Below are 17712 nucleotides of genomic sequence, written 5' to 3'. Positions count from 1 at the left end.
ACCGGTTCGATCCTTTGTTCTTCGAGATCTCGCCCAAAGAGGCGGAGCTGATGGACCCTCAGCAGCGGCTGTTCCTCGAAGAAGCCTGGCATGCTCTGGAGGATGCGGGCTACATGGGCGAACGGATCAGAGGGAAGCTCTGCGGTGTGTATGTGGGAGCGGAAGAGAGCCAATATGCTGATGTCACCGGAGGGGAAGGGCAGATCAGCTCCAATCAGAATGCAACTTTGTCGGCGCGGATCGCATACAAGCTGGATTTGAAAGGGCCGAATTTCACGTTGACGGCTTCTTGCTCCTCCGGACTGGTAGCAGTGCATCAAGCCTGTCTGGCGCTGCGGAGCGGGGACTGCGACATGGCGGTGGCGGGAGGCGTCAGCCTAACCGTATCGCCCCGCATGTATGCCGGACTTGGCAAAGCGAACATGCTGTCGCCGGACGGTATATGCAGCGTATTTGACGGCCGGGCCAACGGACTCGTTCCGGGCGAGGCGGCGGCAGTTGTCGTGCTCAAGCCGCTGTCGAAGGCAATTGCGGATAACGACCGCATCTACGGCACGATCAAAGCAAGCGGTGTCAATTATGACGGCCAGACGAATGGCATTTCCGCTCCGAACCCGTTAAGCCAGGAGCAGCTGATTAAGCAGATTTATGAACGCAGCGGCATACGTCCTGAACAAATCGGTTTTTTGATGGCACACAGCGTTGGCGCGAAGATCGGAGACTCGATCGAAATGGAGGCTCTTTCATCTGCATTCCGGAAGCTTAGCGATGTAAAAGGCCACTGCGCTGTCGGTTCCGTCAAGCCGCTGATCGGCCATACCTTCGCCGCTTCGGGGGTTGTCAGTCTAATCGCCATGGTGACGGCAATACACCGGAAGACGATTATGCCGGTGTCCGGCTTTGAATCGCTGAGCGAGCTGATTTCATTCAAGGAAAGCCCGTTTTATATTGCACAGGAAGTGCGGGAATGGACATCCCGGCCAGGCCAGGCCAGACTTGGAGCGGTATCCACGACCGGAATTAGCGGGACGAACGCGCATGCCGTGATTGAAGAATATATTCCTTCATTAGCGGAGCCGCAGGGGGAGTGCCCTTCACCGGCGGCTTATGCCGTTATTTTGTCCGCGCAGAACGATGAACGCCTGCAGGCGGCGGCCCGGCAATTAGCAGATTATATGGACAGCGGCCGTTCGGCTGACGTCGCTTTGCGCGACCTGGCTTATACGCTGAGCGTGGGCAGAGAGGCGATGAAATGTCGTCTTGCGATTGTGACACCATCGAAAGAGGCGTTGGTGCAAGGCTTAAGCGCTTATATCGACGGAACGGCCGCAACGCTTCCCGGCGGGCTTGCCATCTATGGCGGAAGTTCGGGAACTCACGGACATCAGACGCCTGCATCCGCCACTGCCGAGACAGCCGGTAAGGCGGTGAGGGAGCGCGACCTTCTCCAGCTCGCCTCGCTTTGGGCCGGGGGGATGCAGGTGCCGTGGGCAGAACTGTACGAAGCCGGAAGCGCCAGAATCGTTTCAGCTCCGGGGTATCCTTTCAGGAAAAGAAAATGCTGGCCGCAAGAGAACCGTAACGTATCCGTTCAGCATATGGCTGTCAGCCTGCCTCCTTCGGGGCCGGACGACGGCAATAAGGCGGCGGAGCTGTACTCGTTCAACACCGTCGACCGCTCGGCGGAATTTCAGGAAGAATATTTAACGTTTTGCCCGTTCGAATCGCGGATTCCCGGCTTCTCGATGAGCAGGGTGCTGCTGAATCCGGAGCGGTATCCGGATGAAGCAGCCCTTGTCAAGGATAAACAGATCGAACTGCGGCAGGTATTGTTCTATAAAGCGGATTTCCGCCGTGTCCGCTCCGTACTGGATATCGGCTGCGGCCATGGTACCGATGTCATTCAAATCGCTTCGCTGTATCCAGATATCAAGGCGCACGGGTATACCATTTCGAAGGGACAGGCGGAGCTGGGCAACAAACGGATTGAAGGGCTGAATCTAAGCTCCCGTGCAGCAATTTATCACCGGGACAGCGCGGTTGACCGCTTCCCTGACTGCTACGATCTCGTCATCGGGATTGAGGTGTGCTGCCACATCCCGGACAAAACCGCCTTGTTCGCGAATATTGCCGCTTCCTTGGCGGAAGACGGCCAAGTGCTGCTGATGGATTTCATCGCGAATCTGCGCGGGCCGATCGTTGATGCGGACATTGGCATTGCGATTGCGACTGCGGCGGAATGGGCCGGCGTGCTGGCGCGCTGCGGCCTGGCTATCGAGGAGATTATCGACGTTTCATCCCGGGTCGCCAATTATTTGTACGATCCGGATTGTGAGCGGAACACGGAGGGATTAGTTCCGGTCGCGCGTGATTCGCTGCGCAGCTATGCCAATAACGCCATCTCGCTCGAGCGGGGCTGGACCAGCTACTGCCTGTTCAAGCTCTGTAAGGAGACGGCGATGACCGAAGCGGAGCTGAAATCGTTCAACGAAATCAGAATCGCGCACAAAACCCCGTACGCGGAAGCGCTGAACGAAATGAAGCATCTCGGGCAGAAGACCTATCCGCCGACGTCTATAACGCAGCAGGAGAGACCGTTGAAGGGAGCAATCTTATGATTTCTGGGAATAGGCCGGATTCACTTGAAGAAAGGCTGGATGTTGTTAGAGAAAGCTTGGTGCTCGTATTCGGGCAGGTCCTTGGTTTGGACCGGGAAGAATTGCTGGAGGCGGAATCGCTGAAGGAGCTTGGCATCTCGTCCGTTAATTTGGTCGAATTGCTGGAAGCAATCAACGTCCGCTTCGATTTGTCGCTCCCGACCAGCATTCTCGTCGAATGCCATAATTTCGAAGCGTTGGCCGTTTATGTCGCCGGGCAGATGCACGCAAGCGGTGCTCTGCCGTCCGCCGGGCCGGTAACGAAGGTGTCATCAGAATTCACGGCAAAAATGACGGTTCCCGCGGTGGACTTCGTTCCGGTTCCCGGACCGGCCGGAATGCCTGCCGGTGTACCTACCCGCGAGGAGAAGGTGCAGCAATCGCAGCAACAGGGGAGTGTATCCCGGCCGCCGGAGGCGAACCCTGCAGGGTCCGTCTCCGGCGGGATCGCCGTCATCGGGCTGTCGTGCCGGACCGCCGGGGCTGCTAATCAAGACGAGTTCTGGGGAGGCGAACCCTGCAGGGTCCGTCTCCGGCGGGATCGCCGTCATCGGGCTGTCGTGCCGGACCGCCGGGGCTGCTAATCAAGACGAGTTCTGGGAGATCGTTTCGCAAGGAAAGGACTGCACCCGGATGATGGACAATCCGGAGTGGATCGCTTACATCCAAGCGCATTCCTCCTCGCCTGTGCCCCTCCGGTATGGCGCTATGGACGGTATCGAGCACTTCGATCCGCTGTTCTTCAATATATCGCCCAAAGAAGCGGAAGCGATGGATGCGGCGCAGCGCATCGTTCTGCAGGAATGCTACCGGGCGCTGGAAGATGCCGGATATGCCCGGCAGGGCGGACAGGTCGGCACGTTCATAGGCTCGATGGGGTATCCCTCCGCGCAGGATTACTCCCACCATACTATGCTGGGCACCGACACGAGTATTATGGCGGCCCGCATTGCGTATTGCCTGGATCTCAAAGGTCCGGCGCTTGCGGTCAACACGGCATGCTCTTCTTCTCTAGTCGCCATCGACCTTGCTTGTGAGAAGCTGCGGAATGGCGCTATCGATCTGGCCATTGCCGGCGGAATAACGATCTATACCCATCCCGGTGCCTTTCTGTTCATGAACAATGCCGGCATGCTGTCTCCTACGGGAATGTGCCGCCCGTTCGATAACGATGCGGATGGCATCGTCGTCGGTGACGGCGCAGGCATCGTCATTCTAAAAAGGCTTGAGGACGCCCTGCGCGACAACGATTCGATCTATGGGATTATTCGCGGGAGCGGCACCAACCAGGACGGTCAAACTTCAGGCATTACGGCGCCGAGCTTCCTCTCCCAGAGCAAGCTGCAGCAATCGGTGTATGAGCGGTATGGAATCAACGTGGAGGATATTCAATATACGGAAGCGCACGGAACGGCTACGAAGCTGGGCGACCCGGTTGAAATTCACGCGCTGAGCCATGCGTTCGGCAAATTTACATCGAACAAACAGTATTGTGCCATCGGCTCGCTGAAAGGCAATATCGGGCATACGACCGCCGCCGCAGGCGTGCTTAGCTTAATAAAAGTGCTGCTTAGCTTCAAGCATATGCAGATGCCGCCTTCGATCCACTTCCGCAAAGAGAATGAGCATATCGATTTCGCAGGCAGCCCTTTCTACGTAAACACATGTCTGCAGGAATGGCCGCTAAACGCGAAATCGTCGCGGCTCGCTGCGGTAAGCTCGTTCGGCTTCAGCGGCACGAACGCGCATCTCGTCGTTGAGGCGCATGAAGCAGCCGTGCCGTTGGCGGATGACAGGCCGGCTGCCGTGGAACAAGGCTTGTTCATGCTCTCTGCGGCCAGCGAGGCAAGCTTGCGGGAGTACGCCCGGTCTGTGCATGCGTATTTACGTTCACACCCTGACGTGGACACCGGGAGCTTCCTGTATACGTATCAAGCCGCCAGAACCCCGATGGAATACCGGCTTGCGGCCGTAACCGGCAGCATAGCCCAGCTTACGCAGCAATTGGAGGAACTGGCGGGGGAGCAACGGCTTGCTCCGGCACCGGCACTGGGCCGTTATGCCGGAGCGGCCGGCAAGAAGGAAGGCACCGATCTCGCCGACACGGCGGAAGGCAGACAATTCCTGCAGCAATTGCTGACGGGCGGGAAATACAAAAAATTGGCGGAGCTGTGGATTGGCGGAACCGATGTGGGACAGGCTGTCCTCCAGTACCGCCAAACGGACGCCAAGCGGCTGGCGGGATTGCCGACACATCCTTTTGCCAGGGAAAGGTTTGCTATTCCTGACATCCAGCCCGCCTTGAGCACACGCTTGGCGGACAGGCTTGGTCCGGCAGCGCCGGGTCATCCTTTGCTGCAGCACAATACGTCCGATCTTGCCGGGCAGAAATTCACCTCCGTGTTCACGGGGGACGAGTTTTTCTTCAGGGATCATGTCGTCAACGGCCAGCGGCTCCTGCCGGGATCGGCCTATCTCGAAATGGCCCGGGCCGCATTGGAGAAGTCGGCAGACGCTGCCGCACAGCAATCGCTTCGGGCCGGAACGGCAGGAATCCGGCTTCAGCATGTCTCGTGGTCCCGTCCTCTCGCCGCAGGGGAAGAGCCTGTTCAGGTTCATATCGCGCTGTATCCGGAAGAGGACGGCAGCGTATCCTTCGAGATCACCGGCTCCTCAGCTGAATCCGGGGACATCGCGGCCGTACACAGCCAAGGCCGCCTGATGCTGGAGGCTTCATCCGAAGCGCGGAGCGTGATCGATTTGCATGCGATCCGCTCGCAATGTGGTACAGCGCGGATAACTGCCTCCGAAAGCTATGAGCGGTTCGAAGCGATGGGAATCCGGTATGGTCCGGCCCACCGGGGATTGGAAGAGATGTATATCGGCAAGGGACAGGTGCTTGCCAGACTTAAGCTTCCGGAACCGGTATGGGGAACGGGCGATGCCTTCGTTCTGCATCCGGGCATGCTGGATTCCGCTTTACAGGCGTCGCTCGGGCTGCTGCTCGGGGAAGAAAGTCGGGCGCCCCTTCACCCGCTTCTTCCTTTTGCCGTGGAGAACGTGGAGGTTATCCGTCCCTGTCTTTCGTCGATGTGGGTGTACATCCGCTCAGGCGAAGGAGAGGTGTACGGCGGCGTTCGGAAGCTTGATGCCGACCTATGCGATGAACAAGGAGCCGTATGCGTGAAGATCAGAGGTTTCTCCGTTCGTGCTTTGGATCACCCGGCGGAAGAAGATTCAACGGAAACGCTGCTGCTTGAGCCAGTCTGGGAAGAGCAAACAGCGGGCCAATCCGATCAGGGCAGCAGAACGGCACCGTTCGATCTTCATCTCGTCATGCTGTGCGGGCAGCAAGAGCTGGCAGACAGCCTGGACGCTTGCTGGAACGGCATGCCGCTTAGCCGCCGCTGGCGCATTTGCAATCTGGTTGCTGCGGAGGAAGAAACCTGTCTGCGTTTCGGCCGGTACGCAGCGCTGGCACTGAACGAGCTGCAAGCCGTTGTGAACGATTCTTCCATCGGCTCGGCTCTGGTGCAGCTCATCATCTCCGGCAAGGGCGAAGAGCGGCTGCTGGCTGGATTGGCAGGAATGCTGCAGACGGCCGCCCTGGAGCATCCGAAGCTTGCCGTTCAGCTGATCGAAGCGGAAGCCGGAGCCGGAAGCAGTGCTCCGGACTTCGCCATTCAGCTGCAGAACGACGGCAGAAGCCCACAGGACACGAGAATCCGCTATCAGAACGGCATCCGCTATGTATTGCGCTGGAATGAGCTTGAAGCATCCGGCGGGCTTACTGCTGCGCCGTGGAGAGACAATGGAGTGTACTTAATTACAGGCGGCACAGGCGGCCTCGGCCGGCTATTCGCCAAGGAGGCAGGCCGGCAGGCCAAGCAGGCAACGCTTGTTCTGACCGGACGGTCTCCGCTCGATGCGGATAAGGAGGAGCAGCTCCGGCAGCTTCGCGCCGCAGGCGTCCGGGCCGAATACCGGCAGGCCGACATGAACGACAGGCAGGCCATGTTCGGCCTTATACGGGATATCGGGGAACGCTTTGGCAAATTGCAGGGTATTATCCACAGCGCGGGAATCGTGCGTGACAGCTTGATCGTGAAGAAGGGCATACAGGAGCTTGCGGACGTACTGGCTCCTAAAGTAACCGGTTTAGCCTATCTGGATGAGGCGACCCGCCATCTCGAGCTAGACTTTTTTGTGCTGTTTTCGTCCACTGCGGGCAGCATGGGGAATGCCGGTCAAGCCGATTATGCGGCAGCCAATGCCTATATGGATGCATTCGCTGCATACCGCAGCGAGCTGGCGGCAGCCGGGCAGCGCCAAGGCCGCACGCTGTCCATTAATTGGCCGCTTTGGAAGGACGGCGGGATGAGCGTGAGCGAAAGCACGGTGAAGAGGCTCCAGGATACGTTCGGCTTCGTGCCGCTTCAGACGGACAGCGGCTTCTCCGCCTTTTATCGCGCCTTCGCTTCAGAGCGAAGCCAGGTCATGGTCGTCCAAGGCAAGCCGGCACAATTGCGGAGCGCCTTGCACAAGCTGGCGGCTAGCTCAAAGGTTGGGGCAACCCCATCCCCGGCGCCAGCTCCTGTGAAGCGGAATACGGATGGCGGAACGAAGGAAAAGATTCTCGCTGCCGCAGTCCGTGCCGTATCCGGGTTGCTCACCGTTCCCGGCAGCGAGATTCATATCGATACCGATTGGGACGAATTCGGCTTCGATGCGCATCAGATGCAAACTGCCGCAGTGAGCATAGGCGAGGCTGTCGGGTTCAAGGTAACACCGGTCGAACTGCTTGAATATCCGACCATTCGCCAGCTGGCAGAGCATTTGGCGGAACGTATGCCGGCTCCAAGGGAAGCTGAACCACTGGAGGCTCCGGCGGTGCATGCAGAAGGGGGTTCCCCCGCGCCTGCCGACTTGCCGGCCGCATTCCGGGAGCAGGCGGTCCATTATTTTAAAAGGCTGCTTTCGTCTGCGATCAAGCTGCCGTCCCACCGGATCGACGAGCATGTCCCGCTGGAGAAGTACGGGATCGATTCGATTATGGTGATGGATCTGACCGGAGAACTGGAGAAAGTGTTCGGCCCCTTGTCCAAAACGTTGTTTTTTGAATACCAGAACCTTGCCGCCTTAACGGACTATTTCCTCAGGGCGCATCAAGCCAAACTGAAGGAGCTTCTGGGCTCCGGCAGACCACCTGCGGACGATAACAGAGCTGCTGCCAAGACAGCACCTCCGGTGACCGGACTAATCCGGCCTTCTACAGGCAGGCAGCCCCGTTCCCGGATTTCACCGGCGTTGGCGACGGCAGGCAGCCCTTCCCCGGCACTAAGGCAGCACGGGCAAGACGGTCCAATCGATATTGCCGTTATCGGCATAGCGGGACGTTACCCGGGAGCGCCGGATGTGGCGGAATACTGGCTCAATTTGCAGCAGGGACGGGATTGCATTACGGAGATCCCGCCGGAAAGATGGGATCACTCCCTTTATTTCGACGAAGATAAGAACAAGCTGGGCACCACTTACAGCAAATGGGGAGGTTTCCTGGACGGGATGGATCAGTTCGATCCGTTGTTCTTCCAAATTTCGCCCCTGGAGGCAGAAGTAATGGATCCCCAGGAGCGGCTGTTTCTGCAATGCGTCTACCATACACTGGAGGACGCCGGTTATACGAGGGAATCGGTTGCGTTCAACCGGAAGCTGAACCGCCGGATTCCGGTGGGTATTTATGCCGGCGTCATGTATGAGGAGTACCAGCTGTACGGGGCGCAGGAGCAGCTTTCGGGCAGAAGAATCGCGTACGCCGGCAGCCCGTCTTCGATTGCGAACCGGGTGTCCTATTGGTATAACTTCCAGGGGCCCAGCATAGCCGTCGATACGATGTGCTCTTCGTCCCTGACCGCCATTCATCTGGCCTGTCAAAGCATCCAGCAAGGGGAGTGCGGCGTAGCCGTTGCCGGAGGCGTCAACCTGTCGCTTCATCCGAACAAATATCTGATGCTTGCGCAGGGGAAATTCGTGTCGAGCAAGGGCCGCTGCGAAAGCTTCGGCGAAGGCGGCGACGGCTACGTGCCCGGGGAGGGCGTCGGCGCGGTGCTGCTCAAGCCGTTGTCCGAAGCGATTGCGGACGGGGACCGGATTTACGGCGTGATCAAAGCAAGTGCAATCAATCACGGCGGCAAAACGAACGGGTACTCGGTTCCGAATCCCAATGCCCAGGCTGAAGTGATCAAGCAGGCGATGAGCAGGGCGGGGTTCGACCCGAGAACGGTCAGTTACATCGAGGCTCACGGTACCGGGACATCGCTCGGCGATCCCATAGAAATCGCGGGCTTGTCGGGCGCGTTCTCGGCATATACGGATGATAAGGCATTTTGCGCCATCGGCTCGGCCAAGTCCAATATCGGCCATTGCGAAAGCGCGGCCGGCATTGCCGGCTTGACGAAGGTGCTGCTGCAGCTGAAGCATGGGCAGCTGGCGCCGTCCCTGCATGCCTCCGTGCTCAATCCGAACATCGATTTCTCCTCAACGCCATTCGTCGTACAGCGGGAGCTGGCGGAATGGAAGCGGCCGGTCCTGCGTGAGTCCGGCTCGCTGCGGGAATATCCGCGCAGGGCGGGTATATCGTCCTTCGGGGCCGGGGGTTCCAATGCGCATTTGCTGGTGGAGGAATATATTCCTGCCGCAGAGGCGGGTGCGGGTCCCGCGGCGGCTTATCCACTGCCTGCGGTGATCGTGCTGTCCGCCAAGAACGAGGAGCGGCTGCGCGCGCTTGCGCAGGCGCTGCTGGATGCAGTTCGTGAAGAAGCGTTCACCGATGCCGACTTGGCCAGTATAGCCCATACGCTGCAGACCGGCCGGGAGGCGATGGAGGAACGGCTCGCGCTTCTGGCAGACAGCATAGGCGAGGTTGAGAGCAAGCTGGCCGCTTACCTGAGAGGAGACCGTACGACCGGGGATCTGTTCTACGGCCGGGGAAGACTTAATGACGGCGCAGCGGCCGTCTTAACGGCAGATGAGGATTTGCAGCACACGGTCGATGCATGGCTTGCCAAAAGAAAGTATACGAAGCTGCTCGACTGGTGGGTGCAAGGGCTTTCGGTCGATTGGAGCAGCATGTACCAGGGACGGAAGCCTCGGCGAATTGCCCTCCCTCTATACCCGTTCGCGAAGAACCGGTACTGGTCGCCGAAGCCGGGGGCGGATGCGGGAGGCGGTCATACCGGCTCCGCAGGCGAGGGGAGCGGGTCTGCTGCTCCTGCCGGTGAGCTGCTGCATCCGCTGCTGTACGCCAATACATCCGACTTCTCGGAGCAGCGTTACAGCTCGGCCTTTACGGGAACCGAGTTTTTCTTTGCCGATCATGTCGTCAGGGGGCAGAAGGTGCTGCCCGGCGCGGCGCAGCTGGAGATGGCCATTTATGCTGCGGCCCAAGCCAGCGGCAGGAGTGAAGGCATTCCGGTCGGCCTTCGGCTGAAGGAGGTTGTCTGGGTGAGACCTTGCACAATCAGCGAAGGGACGTCGAATGTTCATATCGGGCTGCGCCCGCAGGAGAGCGGGGACATCGCATTCGAGATCTACGGCGGCAATGCAGGAGCAAGCGGGGATAACATCTATAGCCAAGGACGTGCGGAATGGAGCGGCAGTGAAATTGCTCCTGCACTGGAACTGGCGTCCCTGCGCGCAAAGTGCGGCATTCGCGTCCTGACGGCCGATGATTGTTATTCGGCGTTCCAAAGGATGGGGATTGAGTACGGCGCAGCCCACAGGGCTGTTGATTGCGTGTATGCGGGGGACGGGCGCGCGCTTGCGAAGCTGGTTCTTCCTGCATCGGCCATCCCTTCGGCGGACCGGTTCATTCTGCATCCGAGCTTGACGGACGCGGCGTTCCAAGCCGCGATCGGTCTGATGGACGGCATCGGGCAGGAGGACGCCGGCTTGAAGCCGATGCTTCCGTTTACGCTTGAGGAGTTGACCGTTTACGGCCGTTACTCCTCCGTTGTATGGGCCTATGTCCGTTGGAGCGGGGGCGACATGGCCAGCGGCAAAGTACGGAAGATGGACATTGACCTGTGCAATGAACAGGGCGGTGTTATCGCAAGTCTGAAAGGCTATTCCGTAAGGGGGATGGATGGCGATGCCGTAACCGCTGTACGGACGGAGCCGAGGATTATGGCAACGGCGGCAGCGGATAGACAGACTCCTTCCGCTCTTATGACGTTACACCCCGTATGGGACACCGTGCCTGTCGAACGGGTTCAAGAGTGGCCGAAGCCTGACAGCCGCATAACGATTGTCGGCGATGCCGGTCCTAAGAACAGTTCCGCTTTGGAACAGCTGCTTCCACACGCGCAATCACTTAGGTTCCAGCCGGAGGATACGATCGAAGAGATCGCCCGGCGGCTTGCGGACGGAGGGATGCCGGAGCATATCGTTTGGATTGCGCCAGATGCTGCCGACGGCTCGCTGCCCGGTGTTTCGCTGACCCGCGCGCAGCAAGGCGGCGTCTTCCAGCTGTTCAAGCTGATCAAGGCCGTGCTGCTTGCAGGCGGAGGAGGCAGCAAGACCGGCTGGACGGTCATTACCGGACAGACGCAGAGCGTAGGCCGGAGAGATGGCGTCGATGCGGCACACGCCGGCGTGCACGGGCTGATTGGTTCGCTCGCCAAAGAATATCCGAACTGGAGCGTACGGCTAATCGATCTGGAGTCCGGCGGTCAGTGGCCGCTTCAGGAGCTATTGTCGCTCCCCGCAGACCGGCAGGGCAACGCCTGGGCTTACCGAAGCGGCGAGTGGTTCCGCCAGAAGCTCATTCCGGTCAACCGGGGCAGCAATAATTCCCCGGAACGGATTTTGTACAGAAAAGGCGGCGTCTACGTGGTGATCGGCGGAGCCGGCGGCATCGGCGAGGTGTGGAGCGAATATATGATCCGCACCTGGCAGGCGCATATCGTCTGGATCGGACGGCGCGAGAAGGATGAGCTGATCCAGACGAAGCTTGACCGGCTGGGTGCCTTCGGTGAAGCACCTGTCTATATTTCCGGGGACGCATCCGACCGCAGCTCCCTGCAGCTTGCCTACGACACGGCGAAGAAACGGTTCAGCCGCATTGACGGTGTTGTTCACTCGGCCATCGTGCTGGCGGACCAAAGTCTTGCGAACATGGACGAAGCGCGTTTTCGGTCCGCCCTTGCGGCCAAGGTCGATACGAGCGTCAATATGGCGGAGCTGCTCGGCGGGGAAATGCCCGATTTCGTTCTGTTCTTCTCGTCTATGAATGCCTTCATGAAATCGGCGGGTCAAAGCAATTACGCCGCCGGATGCACATTCATGGATGCTTATGCGCATCAGCTTGCCGCCCGCTCGCCTTACCCGGTCAAAACGATGAACTGGGGTTACTGGGGCGGTGTTGGTGTCGTTGCTTCCGATGCTTATCAGGAACGCATGGCACAGATGGGGATAGGCTCCATTGAGCCGGAGGAGGCGATGGAGGCGCTTGGCGGGCTTCTGTCCGGCCCGCTGAATCAGCTGGCTCTGCTCAAGACCACTGGGGGCCTTACGATCGAGGGCATTTCGCAGGACGAACAGCTATTCCTGCATCCGGACAACAGCGTTCAATCGGCGGAGCAGCTTGCCCGTGTTCTCCCTGACCCGCAGGCCGCGACGGCAGGGCTTACCGGGGAAGGATATGCGGCGCTTCAGGATATGGAGTCGCAGCTCTGCCGGATGCTCGAAGGGCAGCTGCTTGCGTCCGGCATGTTCAGCCGGGCAGCGGACAATACTGGCTACGTGCAGGGAAACGGCGTCCATGGCCGGTATTCAAGATGGCTTGATGCGAGCATTGCACTACTTAGAGAGCGAAATGGTGTGCAGCAAGATAGCGCCGGCAAGGGGCTGTATCCAGCCAATTCCAGGATGGAGGCGCTGTGGTCCGAATGGGACCGCAAAAAGAAGGAATGGCTCGCTTTCGGCGGAATGGCGGCGCAGATTGCGCTCGCGGAGACGGCGCTGCGTGCACTTCCGGATATTTTATCGGGCAAGCTTCCGGCAACGGATATTATATTTCCGAATTCATCCATGGAGCTCGTAGAAGGCGTCTATAAGCATAATCCGGTGGCGGACGCTTTCAATGAAGTGCTAGGCGATATCATTGCCGCTTATGTGAAGCAGCGGATTCAGCTCGATCCGTCCGCCCGCATTCGCATTCTGGAGATCGGGGCGGGAACCGGGGGCACGAGCGCCGGCGTCCTGCGCAAGCTGAAGGCATATGCGGACAACATTCAGGAATATCGCTATACCGATATCTCGCAAGCCTTCCTGATCCATGCCAAGGAGACATATGGACCGGACCATCCATTCCTGACTTATCAGCTATTCAATGTCGAGTCACCGCTATCCGGCCAGCAGATTCGTCCGGGCGAATACGATATCGCCATTGCGGCCAATGTACTTCACGCGACGAAGAACATTCGCCACACGCTGCGCAACGCCAAAGCCTTACTCAAAAAGAACGGACTGCTGCTGCTTAACGAGCTGCACGGGCAATCGATGTTTACGCATCTGACCTTCGGGCTGCTCGATGGGTGGTGGCGGTATGAAGACGCCCGGCTTCGTATTGCGGGCTCACCCGGTTTATCGCCGGGGACGTGGCTGAACGTGCTTGAAGACGAAGGATTCCGTTCGGTCGATTTCCCTGCTGAGCCTGTTCACGCATGGGGCCAGCAGATTATTATGGCGGAAAGCGATGGCGTGGTACGGCAGCAGGTGAAGCCCGTTCAAGAGAAAAGCGAGGCGGCGAACAAGGAGAATCGGGTTAGCGTTCTGCCCGTCCAGCCGGTGAAGGCAGGGGCAGGAGAGCGTTACGCAGGCACGCTGAGGGAGAAGACAATTGCGTATTTGCGCCGGCGCATAGCGGAAGTGCTCAAGATGCCAACCGGACAGCTCGATCCGAGGGAGCGGTTCGAAAACTACGGAATCGACTCCATTCTGGTTGTACAGCTGACGAATGCGTTAAGTGAAGAGTTCGGCAGCGTGAACAGTACGGTATTTTTCGAATATCAGACGGTCGAAGAGCTTGCCGGATATTTCTTGACGGCACATCAGGAGACGCTCGCGGTGCTGCTCGGACCGGACGAATCCGGGACCGGCGGGGCACGGCCTAATGGCAGCGGTATTCAAGAGCCACAGCCGGAGCCGGCACTTGCAGGCGCAGCCGGAAATCCGCGGCCGGGCAGCCGGTTTGCTTCGATTCCGCAGAATACTGCCCGGACATCCGCCGCCGTAACGGCGTCAGCCGATATCGCTATCATTGGGCTGTCGGGACGTTATCCGGGTGCCGGAAATATCCGGGAATTCTGGGCGCAGCTGAAGGCGGGAAGACACGGCATTACCGAAGTTTCCAAGGATCGCTGGGACTGGGCGGATTATTATGAAGCGCAGCGCGGCAAAAGAGGGACGATGTACAGCAAATGGGGCGGATTCATTGAAGGGTACGACCGGTTCGATCCGCTGTTCTTCGGCATCTCGCCGAAAGAAGCGAAGCAGATGGACCCTCAAGAACGGCTATTCCTCGAAACCGCTTATGCAAGCATAGAAGATGCGGGCTATACGCCTGCTACGCTATGCGCCAGCGGCAAGGTAGGCGTTTATGTCGGGGCGATGAACGGGAATTATCCGACGGGTGCCAGTTATTGGTCCATCGCGAACCGCATCTCCTATTTGTTCAATTTCCGTGGCCCGAGCATGGCGGTCGATACGGCCTGTTCCTCCTCGTTAACGGCGATTCATCTGGCCATTGACAGCCTGAACAACGGCACAAGCGAATGTGCAATCGCCGGCGGTGTCAATTTGATTCAGTCTCCGAACCATTATTTAAGGCTGTCGGCCATGAACATGCTCTCCTCCGGGGATCAGTGCAGGTCGTTCGGTGCCGGAGCGGACGGCTTCGTTGATGGGGAAGGCGTAGGCGCCATTGTGCTAAAGCCGCTGGACAAAGCGGAGCGGGACGGCGACCACATCTATGGCGTTATTAAAGGAAGCATGCTCAATGCCGGAGGCCGGACGAACGGTTATACGGTCCCTAACCCGCTGGCCCAGTATGAGGTCGTTACAGATGCGCTCAAACGGGCCAATGTCCATGCCAGAACGATTAGCTGCATAGAGGCCCACGGGACTGGAACTGCGCTTGGCGATCCGATTGAGATCACCGGATTGACCCGGGCGTTTGAACGGGATACGCAAGATAAGCAATTCTGCTCTCTAGGATCGGTGAAGTCCAACATCGGGCACTCTGAGAGCGCAGCCGGCATCGCCGGGCTGACCAAAGTGCTGCTTATGCTCCGCCATCGGCAGCTCGTCCCTTCTCTGCACGCGACAACGCTGAATCCGGGCATCGAGTTCGGTAACACGCCGTTCGTCGTCCAGCAGGAGCTTGCCGATTGGAACCGGCCTGTCCTCACCATTGACGGCACCCGGCGGGAATATCCGCGCCGGGCCGGCATCTCTTCGTTTGGGGCGGGAGGCGCCAATGCGCATCTTGTCGTGGAGGAATATATGCCGAATCCGTACACCGTGCCGCAGCAGAGAACGGATGCATCCAGGCCGTGCCTCATTGTGCTGTCGGCCAGAAGCGGGGATCAGCTAAAGCTGATCGCCCAGCAGCTTGCGTCTGCCATTCAGGAAGGACGGTATGAAGAATCAGACTTGAGCCGGATCGCTTATACGCTCCAGACGGGGCGGGAAGCGATGGAAGAAAGAGCTGCCTGCGTTGCCGGAACACTTGAAGAGTTAGGCGCAGTGCTGCAGCTTCTCGGCAACGGTGTTTCGGAGGCACCGGGTCTATACCGGGGACGGGTTAAGGAGAACAAAGACACAATCGCCGCACTCAGCTCCGACGATGAAATGCAGGAGGTCCTGATCAAGTGGATGCGGCAGCGCAAGTTCGACAAGCTGCTGAGCTTGTGGACCAAAGGCATGCAGGTCCATTGGTCACAGCTCTACGACGGCCCGCATCCGCAGCGCATCAGCCTGCCGGCCTATCCGTTCGCCAGAGAACGGTATTGGTTTACGGAGGGCGGAGGGGGAAGCAGCCAAGGTCAGCCACTGGCGGAACAGCCGTCGGCGGAGCCGCTTGCGATCCCGGTCCCGCGTAAGGAAGAACCGGCAGCCGCGGAACTCATGACGGCAGGAACCGGGACCCCCGGCATGCTGGCGTCAACAGCTGCAAGCGGCTTGAGCAGCGATGTATTTGACAGCAGCTTCTACGGCAAGCTGCTGGATCGGATCATGGACGATTCCATCAGCATCGACCGTGCGGCCGATGAGATCCAATCGAATATAAGAGACGTGATCCGTCAAAGGAGGACCTATGGCTGAATTCCTGCAATATGTGTTGAATGAGATGAAACAGCATCGTCTGGCTAAGGCCGAGGCGCTTGATTTGCTGCGGCAATTTCACGGCAATGTGCTTGAAGAACTGAACGGGGAGCTATCCGCTGCCCGCTCTCACTCTAACAACGCTGTGGCTGGTCACCAGGTGCAGCGGTTATCACCGGAAGCGGAGCCCGCGGTGTCTCCCCTGGCGTCCGCGAAGCCGGGCGGCATTAAGCTTCGCCCTTTATCCGAAGCCTTGCTGCCGGGCATTGCAGATGAAGGACATTCCCGCGCTGCAGCGGGAACCGCAACTGCGGAGAAGCTGAGGGAAGAGCTGGCGGTAAGCTTGGCTGGCGTTCTCGACATGTTGCCGGGGGATGTGGACGCGGAGGAGCCGTTCACCCAATTTGGGCTGGACTCCATATCGGGGGTCGAATGGGTCCGGGACCTTCATAACCGCTTCGGCGTCCCGGTTACCCTGGAGGATATCCATGCGAACGCGAGCCTGCGGGAGCTTTCGGTATGGCTGGCTTCCGCCGTGAACGCAGAGGCGGCAGCGGTCCCTGCGGAACAGTTCCCTACTGTCACGTTGCCCATATATGAGCCTGTAGAAGAAGTGCATGCAACTGCTCAGGCAGCCCCAATTAAGCTGCCTGAGCGCTCTGAACCCGCCGGCCAAGCCGCCAGCTCACGGCCTTTATTTCCCGAGCTGATTGCGCTCAATCACCGCACTTCCGGCCGTCCTGTGTTTTGGATTCACGGAGGAAGCGCCATCGTCAGCGGCTACAAGCAGATCGCTCAAGAAGCCGAGCGTCCGATGTACGGCATCCAGGCCCGGGGCTGGATGTCCAGCCGCAAGCCGCTGCACGGCATTCAAGCGATGGCGGCGTACTATGTCCATATCATCATGTCTGTTCAGCCGAAAGGTCCGTATGACCTCGGAGGTTTCTCGCTTGGCGGGCGTATCGCTTACGAAGTTGCCCGGCAGCTTCAAGAGCTTGGAGAGGGCGTTCAGACAATCGTCATGCTCGATTCTTATTTGCACACCCCTTACCGGGAAGCGCTTCAAGACGAGGCATTCTACAGAAAAACGATTGCGCTGCAAGCGGTGAACTCGGCACTCTTATCCGCGTTATCGCCGGAGCCCAAATCATGGGCGGGCCGTCTTATTCATCAGGACGAGGCCCGTGCTTATTTGCACGAAGATCCGGAGTTGTTCCTGGAGCAGTTGCTCGGGATGGCCAGTGCACGGGGGTTGAACGGGTCCGAGACAGCTTGGCGCGAGCGTATGGCGCAAAGCATCCGCGTTCAGGAGGCTTACGGGCTTGACCGGTACGTTATTACGCCACTGGATGCGCCGGAAGAACCGTCCTGTTATTATTTCCGCTGCCGGGGCGGGTCGTTCTATGGAGAGCTGGAGCCTTATTTTTGCCTGGATGACAACGGGAAAGGACCGGCTGACGCTATCCCTTACTGGAAGGCGTGGGAAGAATGGCTGCCCCGCATGTCGGTTATGACGGCCGGGTCGGACAGCCATTACCGGATGTTGTCCGATCTGCGCGCGATGGAAGCGGTACGAACGTTTTGCAGAATGCTGTACCGTATGGAAGGTCCGCCGGCCGAGGCGATCGCTGCGTTAATTGAAGCGAATCAAATACAGAGGGCGAATCATTAG

4 protein-coding genes (1 of these 4 cut by a window edge) are annotated in these 17712 nt (G+C 59.0%); all 4 read left to right on the top strand.

All coding sequences use genetic code 11. The annotated features are described in order from the left end of the window. Positions 1–2618, top strand: part of the annotated coding region (locus QW71_RS40070; protein ID WP_039306246.1) for an SDR family NAD(P)-dependent oxidoreductase (this coding region is incomplete at its 5' end). 13802 nt of the annotated region lie to the left of the window's left edge; 2618 of its 16420 annotated nt are in view. Further along, positions 2615–3241 (top strand): acyl carrier protein, encoded by a 627-nt coding sequence (locus QW71_RS41520; RefSeq protein ID WP_052770249.1) that lies wholly within the window; start codon positions 2615–2617, stop codon positions 3239–3241. The genes QW71_RS40070 and QW71_RS41520, both read left to right, overlap by 4 nt. After that, complete coding sequence (locus tag QW71_RS41515) at positions 3141–16040, top strand: SDR family NAD(P)-dependent oxidoreductase (protein ID WP_306766069.1); 12900 nt, start codon at positions 3141–3143, stop codon at positions 16038–16040. Before QW71_RS41520 ends, QW71_RS41515 begins: the two co-directional genes overlap by 101 nt. Beyond that, positions 16033–17712 carry a thioesterase domain-containing protein gene (locus tag QW71_RS26325; RefSeq protein ID WP_039306240.1) on the top strand — a complete coding sequence of 560 codons (1680 nt, stop codon included), beginning with the start codon at positions 16033–16035 and terminating at the stop codon, positions 17710–17712. The genes QW71_RS41515 and QW71_RS26325 overlap by 8 nt, the downstream gene beginning before the upstream one ends.

Source organism: Paenibacillus sp. IHB B 3415 (genome assembly GCF_000802655.2).
Lineage (GTDB): Bacteria > Bacillota > Bacilli > Paenibacillales > Paenibacillaceae > Paenibacillus_AQ > Paenibacillus_AQ phytohabitans.
This window is presented reverse-complemented; position numbering and strand designations above follow the sequence as displayed.